Raw genomic sequence first — 9,290 nt, 5'->3', positions numbered from 1 at the left:
GCACCACGAACATGGTGCGAGTGACCGAGCCCGCACGCGGCGGACACTTCGCGGCGTTCGAGGAGCCCGAGCTCTACGCGGAGGAGATCCGCGCCTTCTTCCGCCCCTACCGCACGACGGAGACGGGCTGACCCCGGTCTGCCCGCTCTCTTCCGCACGCAGGCGCGGCGCCGCCTCCGGCAGCGGGGCCCGTGGGCACCTACCACCGCGACGCCCTGCCGGGGGGTGATCTGCGGCAGGATGGAGCCCGTGCCCACGGATCCGGGAATCATCGAGCTGAGCGAAGACGAACTCCGGGAGATCGCGGGTTACGCGGCCGATTGTGCGCGCAGGACACTCTCGATCTTCGAGGACGGTCTTCCTTCCGACACACGCCCACGCGACGCCGTCGACGCGGCCTACGTCTTCGCGGCAGGCGGCCGGCGTACGAACGCTCTGCGACAGCGTGCGTGGGCGGCCTACAGGGCGGCAGAAGACGCCGCTTCACCGGCTGCGGCCGACGCGGCCCGGGCCGCGAGCCATGCGGCGGCCGCCGCCTTCCTGCACCCCAGGGCCAGCGCTCATCAGGTGAAACACGTTCTCGGCGCGGCAGCACATGCGGCACGAGCGGAGGAACTGGCCTACGGAGAGGGCCGGAGCGGCGCCGGGACGACCTTCGGCTGGGCGTGTCATCACGCCCCGGCAGCGGTCACCGCGGTGCTCGGCCGGCTGCCGGCCGCACCTGCCGGAGGCGGACGGGCGGGGGAGCTCGTGCGCGGTCTCGACGCCGCACTCCGTACCTGAGAGCAGGTCGCGGACCGGAGCCACTCGTGAGCCTGCGAGCCCGGGGGCCCCCGGGGCGGCTTTCGCCGACGGACCTCCAGGACCCGGCAGTCCGCCCCCGGCCACACCGGCCACCCGGCGGGGGCCTTCGGCCCGAAGGCGCGGACCTGCACGCCGGATCACTCGAATTCCACGTTCGCGGCCTTTCGGATCGACGCGCTCATGTTGCGTTCCATCATCTGGAGGGATGCCTGCGCCAAATCCTTGTGAATATGGGCAACGGCGTCGTCGGGAATCGTCACGTTCAGGTGACGGATATGTGCGTCGAGGGCTGAATAGAGGACGCATTGCTCGGTGACCTGCCCGCAGAGGACCACGCGGTCGACGTCGAGCTGGGACAGGAGATAGGTGAGCGGTGTCTCGTAGAAGATCGAGTGCCTGGCCTTGATGACGAATAGTGAATCGTCGTCCGGCAGTACGGGCTCCACCAGGTCCCTGTGAGGCCCCGACAGCGTCGTCTCGATGATTTCACCGTGGTGGGACCGCCATTCTCCGAAATTGTCGTTCACGTAGATCACCGGAACGCCCTCGTCCCGGGCCCGTTCGATGAGCCCTACGATGCGGGGGAGCGCCTCGCGCACGGAGGGAATGAGGATCTCGGCATCCGGGTGGCCGTACGTGTTGAGCATGTCGATGACGATGAGGGCGCTTCGGCTCATAATTCCCATATTCCTGTCGTGTCGTGAGGTGGGGTGCGAAGGCGACACGGCCCGTCGGGCCCACGGCGTGCGAGATACCGCCCTCGCCGGGCGGCCGTCCCGCACACACCGCGGGCCGAGAGGTCACTGACGGCACAGGCAGAACGGATGCCCCGCCGGATCGGCGTACACGCGAAACCCCCGTTCGCCGCCCCGGTCGTCGAGATCCAGCGGCGTCGCACCGAGCGCCAGCACCTCTTCCTGCGCACGCTCGATGTCCGTCACGTCGAAGTCGAGGTGCTCCTGCTGCGAGTTGCGGTCTCCCCGGGGCCACTCCGGCGGCCGGTGGTCCGCCGCCCGCTGGAAAGCGATACGGGCGCCGCCGGGGGCGTGGAGGTCGTACCAGTCCTCGTCGTACTTCTTGATCTCACCGCCCAGCACGGCCTGGTAGAAGGAGGCCAGGGAACTGGGATCGGGGCAGTCGAGAGCGACGAGGCTGTACGTGGCGATGGGCATGGCCGGTCCTTCCGTCATATGTGCCGTGTGCTGCCGCGAGCAGCCCCCGCAGGCGCGTACGTCCAGCGAGCCGATCACGGTCAGGGCAGCGGCGTACCGCCGGTCGCGTTCATGATCTCGCCGGTGATGAACGTCGCGTTCGACGAGGCGAGGAAGACGTAGGCGGGCGCCATCTCGGCCGGCTGGGCGGGCCGGCCCAGGGGGCTCTGCTTACCGAACTCCGTGGTGTCGGGCATGGTCGCGGGAATGAGGGGCGTCCAAACGGGCCCGGGAGCGACCGCGTTGACCCGGATTCCGTCGGACGCCAGCATCTGGGCGAGCCCCTGGGTGAACGTCACGATGGCGCCCTTGGTCATGGCGTAGTCCAGCAGGTGAGGGCTGGGCTTGTAGGCCTGCACCGAGGTCGTGTTGATGATCGAACCGCCGGCCGGGATGTGCGGCAGAGAGGCCTTGCACAGCCAGAACATGCCGTACAGATTGGTACGCACCACGCGGTCGAACTGGGACGTCGAGATGGCGGCGATGCCGTCGGGCTGGGACATCTGGTAAGCGGCGTTGTTCACCAGCACGTCGATCCGCCCGAATTCGGACACCGCCCTGTCGACCAGGGCCTGGCACTGCTCCTCCTCCCGGATGTCGCACTCCACGGCAATCGCCCTGCGGCCGGCCTGCTCGACGAGGCGGCATGTCTCCTGCGCTTCGCTCTTCTCCTCGGGCAGATGGGTCAGTACTACGTCGGCCCCTTCCCGCGCGAAGGCCAGGGCCACCGCACGGCCGATGCCCGAATCGCCCCCGGTGACGACCGTCTTGCGGTCCACCAGGAGCCCGCTCCCCTCGTAGGAGTCCTCCCCGTGGTCCGGGGGCGGATCCATCGGGCCGGTCCAGCCCGGATGCTCCTGGTCCTGCTGGGGGAATTCCGGCTGCGGATAGCGCCGTGTCGGATCCGGCTGCTCGGCGTCGGCCATCGAGGTCTCCCTCTCTTCGTCATCTGCTGTGGGCATGCTGGACATGTGTCGCCGCATTCCCCGGAGGCGGTTCGTCAATCATCCCGGGCGGATGAACAGCAGGCATGTCGGGCGAAGCCGCACCGGCAGATCCGTGAAGACGGTAAATTCGAACAATGAGTCCCATGGTCGAACCTGTCCTCCGCCCGCCGAAAAGCGGTGGCCGACTCCTCGCGGTCAGCGATCTCCATGTCGGTGTCGCCGACAACCGTCCCATCGCCGACCGGCTGCACCCGTCCTCCGACGAGGACTGGCTCATCGTCGCGGGGGACGTGGCGGAGCAGGCGGAAGACGTCGAACGCGCGCTGGAACTGCTTGCGGGACGATTCGCCCGGGTGGTGTGGACCCCGGGGAACCACGAGCTGTGGACGGTGGAGAAGGACCCCCTGCGTCTGCGTGGCCACGCGCGCTACGAGCATCTCGTCCAGGTGTGCCGCGAACTCGGCGTCACCACGCCCGAGGACCCGTACCCCCGGTGGCAGGGCGCGGACGGCGAAGTGGCCGTGGCCCCCGTTTTCGTCCTGTACGACTACTCCTTCAGGGTCCCGGGGACCACGACCAAGGAGGAGTCGCTGGCACGCGCCCACGAGGCGGGCATCGTCTGCACCGACGAATACCTGCTGCACCCCGACCCCTATCCGACCCGGGACGACTGGTGCCGGGCACGGGTGGCACTCACCGAACAGCGGCTGGCAGCGCACGACCCGGAGGTTCCCCTCGTGATCGCGGGACACTGGCCCCTGCTGCGGGAACCCACCTCCGTGATGTGGTACCCGGAGTTCGCCCAGTGGTGCGGCACGGAACTCACCTCCGACTGGCACCGCCGCTTCAACGTCGCCGCCGTCGTCTACGGCCACCTCCACATCCCCCGTACGACCTGGCACGACGGAGTACGGTTCGAGGAGGTATCGATCGGCTACCCCAGGGAGTGGCGCAAGCGGGGCCACCCGCGAGGGCTCCTGCGGCAGATCCTCCCGTTCGAGGGACAGCAGCCCGTGGCCGCGCAGGGCGACGTCTCGTGATCGAACGACTTCTTCCCGCGCACGTCGCCTGCGCGGACACCTACGACACGGATGCTCCCGCCGGCAGCCTGTACCCGGAGGAGGAGCGGCTGGTGGCCAGGAGCGTGGACCGGCGCAGGCACGAGTTCGCGGCTGTACGTGTCTGCGCGAGACGGGCCATGGCGGCCCTCGGGGTGCCCCCGGCACCGGTGCTGCGCGGCCATCGCGGCATGCCGCTGTGGCCCGAGGGGACCGTCGGCAGCATGACGCACTGCGACGGTTACCGGGCAGCGGTACTGGCCAGGGCGTCCGAGGTGCGTGCGGTCGGTATCGACGCGGAACCGAACGAACCGCTGCCTGAAGGTGTGTGGGAGGTGATATCGGTGCCTTCGGAACGTGCGAGGGCGCCCATGGGTGCGAACGCCCCGGCGGTCCACTGGGACCGTCTGGTGTTCAGCGCCAAGGAGAGTGTCTTCAAGACATGGTTCCCGCTCACCCGGATCGAGCTCGACTTCCAGGAGGCGGACGTCAGTTTCCGCACGGGCCCGGGTTCCGGGACCGAGGGCACATTCACCGCGGAGCTCTCGCTGAGCGCGCCCGGGATGCCGACGTCGTACGAGGGCAGATGGCTGATCCACGACGGCTTCGCGGTGACCGCGATCGTGCTCCCCGCAGGCCCTTCCGCCTGACGCCGGGCAGCCCGGGAAGGACGCCGTCGCTCGGCTCCGGTCCATCCGGTCCCGGTGCGGCTGAGCCGGCCCCGATGAGCGGAGGGCGGGCCCGGGTGACGGAAGCGGAGGAGTGAGCCGGCCGGGGGAGCGGCGCCCTGCGCCTGCTCCCCCCGCCCGCCCGCCGCTGCGCGTGTCACTCCTGGTCCTGTTGCTCCTGCGCGAGGAGGCCGGGTCCGAAGTCTTCGGTCATCGCGTGAGCCATCCGCAGATGCGTGGCGGCCTCCGTGTGCCGGCCCTGGCGTTCGAGGGTACGTCCGAGCATCAGCCGCGCGTAGTCCTCGACGGGGTTGCGCTCCAGCACCTCACGCAGTTCCGTCTCCGCCTTCGCGAGCCGGGCCGAGTGGTAGTAGGCGCGCGCCAGCAGCAGCCGCGGCGCGACCTGCTCGGGCACCTCCTGGACCAGGCCGCCGAGGATCCGGGCCGCGGTCAGGTATTCCTTCGCCTCGAAGAACAGCTGCGCCCGGTCCCAGCGCTCGGCGGGTGTACCGAACTCGTAGTAGGCCTCGTCCACTTCTCCTCCTTCGCCGGAACGTCCACTGACGTGCCAACACACCGAGGTAGTTAAACATTCCACTAAATGTTCGGCGTGGGGGCCGAGGCTCCGTGCCGGTAGGGAATAGGTTGTGCGCCATGAGCAATCTCGATCGCCAGGCCGCTCCGTCCGTCTGCGGGGGACGCGGCTTCGTCGTCGCCGAACCGGTACGCGAACTCCTCGCCCCGCGCCGTGTCCCGCTCGGTGGGTCCACGGAGGTGCGCAGGCTGCTGCCCAACCTGGGACGGCGCATGGTCGGTGCCTGGGCATTCGTGGATCACTACGGTCCTGACGACATCGCCGACGAGCCCGGGATGCAGGTGCCGCCGCACCCCCACATGGGTCTGCAGACGGTCAGCTGGCTGCACGCCGGGGAGGTCCTGCACCGTGACAGCCTGGGAAGCCTCCAGGAGATCCGCCCGCGCGAACTGGGACTGATGACCTCCGGCAAGGCCATCAGCCACTCCGAGGAGAGCCCCGCGTCCCACGCCAGATTTCTGCACGGCGCTCAGCTCTGGGTCGCCCTGCCCGGCTCCGACCGGGATGTCGAGCCGCACTTCCAGCACCACACCGACCTGCCCGCCGTCACGGCGCCGGGTCTCACCGCCACCGTGATCCTGGGTGAACTCGACGGAGCTGTTTCGCCCGGCAGGTCCTACACCCCGATCGTAGGAGCCGATCTGGCCCTTGCCGCCGGTACCGAAGCCCGGCTGCCGCTGGACCCCGACTTCGAGTACGCCGTGCTGTCGATGTCCGGCGAGGCCGAGGCCGACGGCGTGCCCCTGCTGCCCGGGTCGATGCTCTACCTCGGGTGCGGCCGAAGCGAGCTGCCGCTCCGTTCCGTCTCCGATGCCGGGCTGATGCTTCTCGGGGGCGAACCGTTCGCAGAGGAGATCGTCATGTGGTGGAACTTCGTGGGCAGGACCCACGACGATATCAGGCAGGCCCGCGAGGACTGGATGAACGGTGATCGGTTCGGTGCCGTACGTGGCTACGACGGCCCGCCCCTCCCGGCTCCCGCACTGCCCGATGTGCCCCTGAAGCCGCGTGGACGTGTGCGCTGAGCTGGGGTTCTTACGGGTTCTCGGCTTTCGAGGCGTGTCCGATCATGCCTGTGCAGCACTGCGGGCGGGGGGTGCCTGGAAGCGGCTGGGAGCGCCTCAGGGGGGGAAGCCTTCCTCTGGGCCGGCGTTCCCATCTACGCCCGCGTCTGACCAGGTGTGCCAGGACGGATGCTGACTCAATGCTGACTTTCCTGACTGTGCGTCAGGTGGGCTTGGCTGCTGGTTGAGGCGACCGGAGAATCCGGGTGCCTCTCGGGTGAACCGTTTGGCCGACGATGGGCGGCGTTGTGGTTCGGCCAAGCCGCCGTCGGCTGTCACAGCAAGAGGAGCTGTCTACGGCGGCCGCAGTCGGCAACTCCGAGCTGACGGTCCCACCTGGCACAGGTAGGCATAACCGTCTCGGGGCGTCCAGCTGGTAGTGCTTCGTTAGGTTCTGTGTCTGGTTCGGTTGCGGGGTAGTGGTCGGTTGCAGGTGGTGCAGGTGCCGGTCCAGCTCTTCAGCAGGTCCTGGAGGAGGTCCAGGACCTGGTAGAGGGTCAGGCCGGCGTGCGGGCTTTTGGGCCGAGCCGCCTGAGGGTGAGGAATGCCTGGGCGGCGGTGACGAGGGTGACGTGGTGGTGCCGGCCGCGCCAGGTGCGGCCCTCGAAGTGGTCCAGGCCCAGACCGTGCTTGAGTTCGCGGTAGTCGTGTTCGATGCGCCAGTGCATCTTCGCCCACCGCACCAGGTCGGCGACCGGGGTGTCGGGTGGCAGGTTCGATATCCAGTAACCGGTCGGGGCGTCCTGGTCCGCGGGCCATTCGACCAGCACGGCGGAGACGGGCAGGACGCCGTTCCACTGGTTGCGTCCGCCGCCAATGACATCTGATGCGAACTCGCGACGGTTAGCGAGTTGGCCCGCGTGGAGCCGCAACTAAGGTGGGGCCGCGTGGTCTTGGGCGGAGTTCCTGGCGATTACGACATCGGCCTCCTGGGTCCTGCTGCCGCTCGCACAGGGGGCTGACCTGGGGCTTCTCTGGGACTCGCATAGGATGCGTTTTTGTCGCATCTGGTGCGAGTCGCGGAGAGTAGTGAATCAGTGGGATTCATACGAGATCCCACCAGTACCAAGGCCAACAACCGCACCGGGCTCGCCGTCTGCGCTGTGACGTCCTAGATGCGCCAGTCCTCCGGAGGATCCGGATCATCGTGCGGCAAGGGAAGTCCATGCACCTGTCCAGCTACCTGAAGAAGGCCGCCATAGGCGCGGCGGCGATACCCCTCCTCGCCGGGTGCACGGAGGAACAGGACGCGGGCGGGGCCGTGGAGCAAGCCGCGAAGAGGCCCGCCTCCTGGACGGACCTGCCTGTGCGCACCGGTGCACGGGACGTCGTCCACACGGACACCGACCACCAGTCGTACAAGGTCAGGATCACGGTCAAGAGCCTGGTCCGGGGGTCGAAGGAGGACATGCAGGGGGCGCGCGTGGACGAGGAGCTGAAGGGCATGGTTCCCCACTACCTCACCTTCGAGGTCGCCAACACCGGCCGGGAGCAGATTCCCGCCGCCTACATGGTGGACAGCAACTTCGCCCTGAACAGCACCGGCTGGGAGCGTGGTGAGGAGGTCTACGTCAGCGGCGGCAGGCCGGGCGGGGTCGACCTGCCCTGCGCGGACACCGCGCCGAAGACACTGGCGCCAGGCGACTCGTACACCACCTGCGTGACCTACGCGCTGCCCGAGGACGTCGGTGTGCTGTCGCTGACGCACAACGCCGACGGCTACCTTGACGAGGGCGGCGCGGTCGCCACCTGGCCCGTCGAGGGCGGCCTTGAGGCGGCGTCCGCCGGGCTGGCGGAGCCGGGCGACATCATCCGCGTCCGGTGGGACGCCCGCGAGGACGGCGTCCTCGAGCTGCCCGCCACGCTGGTTTCCGTACGCCGGGGCAGCGCTGCCGACCTCACGGGCCTGGATCTCGGACTTAACGAGAACGAGGGGCGCGGCGTCCCGTACTACGTGTCGGTCACCTACACCAACACCGGACCGAAAAACCTCTACGCCGACCAGGCCGACCACGTCCGCCTGCTCACCGAGGGTGGTCGGCAGATACAGGGGAAGACCCCCTTCGTCCTCGACACGAAGATCCCCGGCTGTCCGTCCGACTGGGTCGCCCGGATGATCCCACCGGGCGACAGCGTGACGGAGTGCAGCATCCACCTGGTGACGGACGACGACAAGCCGTTCGCGGTGGGTTTCGCGGAGGTGGGCCGACCGGGACTGGTGGCCTGGCGGGCCCCCCTCCACTGAGGTGGCCGGGTCAGCCGGCCGACCTGCCGCCCGTCTTCGCGAGCGGCGCCACATCCCCAACCTGCACGGACGTCTTGATGCCTGCTTCTGAAGTACCGACCCGCAACGGCATACGGCGGGGCCTGGGCAGTCGAAGGGACCAGGCATCGAACGGGCTGGAGAACAGCAGCTCGGAACCGGCGAGCCGGCCCGGGGTGAGCCGTCTTCGCATGGGCCGGGCTCAGTCGACCGCGCGCAACACCAGCCGCACGATTCCTATGACTCCTCGCCCGATCCACCCGAGCAGTCCTGCCTCCACAGCCAACTCGGCGGCGTCCGCGGCCGCGTCCCCACGGTCCGACTGAGAACGGCACCGGGAACAGGAACGGGGCCAACGGCGCTTTCCCGCACCACACTTCTTACACATCGCCATGACCCCATTCTCCCTCTTGCCTCCCGGGCGCCCGTACACGCCGAACACTGAGCCTGCGCCAGCTTCAGCGCATCGACCTGCACCACTTCACCGTCAACCCGGCTTCATGCACCGTCGCAGCCAAGGCCGACCCCTGCTGGAAGGCGCCATGCGGCAAGCGACCACCGAACACGCCGGCCCCCGATACGACTCCCACCTCCACGCCCGGCCGCCGACCCGGACCCCGTGAGCGCGTTTCCATTTCAGCTTGGCTTTGACAGGGATCCCGGTACTCAAGAGTCGAACT

Annotated in this window: 9 protein-coding genes and 2 pseudogenes; 6 read left to right on the top strand and 5 right to left on the bottom strand. The window is 68.8% G+C overall.

The genetic code is table 11. The features are described from left to right. Together VN520_RS21610 and VN520_RS21605 are read left to right on the top strand one after the other, a co-directional pair. Positions 1-131: pseudogene (locus tag VN520_RS21610) on the top strand (epoxide hydrolase); the annotation flags it as partial. A gap of 109 nt (positions 132-240) precedes the next feature. Then, positions 241-783 (top strand): putative immunity protein, encoded by a 543-nt coding sequence (locus VN520_RS21605; RefSeq protein WP_325748585.1) that lies wholly within the window; start codon positions 241-243, stop codon positions 781-783. Between the two features lie 158 nt (positions 784-941). Here VN520_RS21605 and VN520_RS21600 read toward each other — a convergent pair whose 3' ends face one another. From VN520_RS21600 to VN520_RS21590, 3 genes are all read right to left on the bottom strand, one after another. Continuing rightward, positions 942-1,481: an isochorismatase family cysteine hydrolase gene (locus tag VN520_RS21600; RefSeq protein ID WP_325748584.1), complete on the bottom strand. Its 540-nt coding sequence runs from the start codon at positions 1,479-1,481 to the stop codon at positions 942-944. Positions 1,482-1,604: 123 nt separating this feature from the next. Continuing rightward, complete coding sequence (locus VN520_RS21595; protein ID WP_325748583.1) at positions 1,605-1,976, bottom strand: VOC family protein; 372 nt, start codon at positions 1,974-1,976, stop codon at positions 1,605-1,607. 80 nt (positions 1,977-2,056) lie between these two features. After that, on the bottom strand, positions 2,057-2,941 hold the full coding sequence (locus VN520_RS21590) for an SDR family oxidoreductase (protein WP_325748586.1): 885 nt from the start codon (positions 2,939-2,941) through the stop codon (positions 2,057-2,059). A 164-nt stretch (positions 2,942-3,105) separates the two neighbouring features. Between VN520_RS21590 and VN520_RS21585 the strand changes: the two genes are divergently transcribed. Beyond that, a complete protein-coding gene (locus VN520_RS21585) occupies positions 3,106-4,002 on the top strand; it encodes a metallophosphoesterase (protein WP_325748582.1) in 897 nt (298 codons plus the stop codon). Beyond that, positions 3,999-4,670: a 4'-phosphopantetheinyl transferase family protein gene (locus VN520_RS21580; RefSeq protein WP_325748581.1), complete on the top strand. Its 672-nt coding sequence runs from the start codon at positions 3,999-4,001 to the stop codon at positions 4,668-4,670. Before VN520_RS21585 ends, VN520_RS21580 begins: the two co-directional genes overlap by 4 nt. Positions 4,671-4,845: 175 nt before the next feature. Here VN520_RS21580 and VN520_RS21575 read toward each other — a convergent pair whose 3' ends face one another. Next, positions 4,846-5,223 carry a tetratricopeptide repeat protein gene (locus VN520_RS21575; protein WP_325748580.1) on the bottom strand — a complete coding sequence of 126 codons (378 nt, stop codon included), beginning with the start codon at positions 5,221-5,223 and terminating at the stop codon, positions 4,846-4,848. Between the two features lie 119 nt (positions 5,224-5,342). On the opposite strand from VN520_RS21575, the gene VN520_RS21570 reads away from it, so the two are divergent. Then, positions 5,343-6,308 carry a pirin family protein gene (locus VN520_RS21570; RefSeq protein ID WP_325748579.1) on the top strand — a complete coding sequence of 322 codons (966 nt, stop codon included), beginning with the start codon at positions 5,343-5,345 and terminating at the stop codon, positions 6,306-6,308. A gap of 536 nt (positions 6,309-6,844) precedes the next feature. Here the strand turns inward: VN520_RS21570 and VN520_RS21565 are convergent. Further along, positions 6,845-7,150 (bottom strand): annotated as a pseudogene (locus VN520_RS21565) (transposase); the annotation flags it as partial. A 362-nt stretch (positions 7,151-7,512) separates the two neighbouring features. Here VN520_RS21565 and VN520_RS21560 point away from each other — a divergent pair. Beyond that, positions 7,513-8,592 carry a hypothetical protein gene (locus VN520_RS21560; RefSeq protein WP_325748578.1) on the top strand — a complete coding sequence of 360 codons (1,080 nt, stop codon included), beginning with the start codon at positions 7,513-7,515 and terminating at the stop codon, positions 8,590-8,592. The last annotated feature ends 698 nt before the right edge of the window (positions 8,593-9,290 follow it).

It is taken from the genome of Streptomyces sp., from assembly GCF_035563135.1.
Lineage (GTDB): Bacteria > Actinomycetota > Actinomycetes > Streptomycetales > Streptomycetaceae > Streptomyces.
Note: the sequence above shows the minus strand (reverse complement) of the source record. Positions and strands in the feature narration are given on the sequence as shown.

What these genes read in the sequence shown, in the direction of transcription:
- VN520_RS21600 (WP_325748584.1), bottom strand. Translation starts at nt 1,481, where the DNA reads ATGAGCCGAAGCGCCCTCATCGTCATCGACATGCTCAACACGTACGGC.
- VN520_RS21585 (WP_325748582.1), top strand. Translation starts at nt 3,106, where the DNA reads ATGGTCGAACCTGTCCTCCGCCCGCCGAAAAGCGGTGGCCGACTCCTC.
- VN520_RS21605 (WP_325748585.1), top strand. Translation starts at nt 241, where the DNA reads ATGGAGCCCGTGCCCACGGATCCGGGAATCATCGAGCTGAGCGAAGAC.
- VN520_RS21560 (WP_325748578.1), top strand. Translation starts at nt 7,513, where the DNA reads ATGCACCTGTCCAGCTACCTGAAGAAGGCCGCCATAGGCGCGGCGGCG.
- VN520_RS21595 (WP_325748583.1), bottom strand. Translation starts at nt 1,976, where the DNA reads ATGCCCATCGCCACGTACAGCCTCGTCGCTCTCGACTGCCCCGATCCC.
- VN520_RS21570 (WP_325748579.1), top strand. Translation starts at nt 5,343, where the DNA reads ATGAGCAATCTCGATCGCCAGGCCGCTCCGTCCGTCTGCGGGGGACGC.
- VN520_RS21590 (WP_325748586.1), bottom strand. Translation starts at nt 2,941, where the DNA reads ATGGCCGACGCCGAGCAGCCGGATCCGACACGGCGCTATCCGCAGCCG.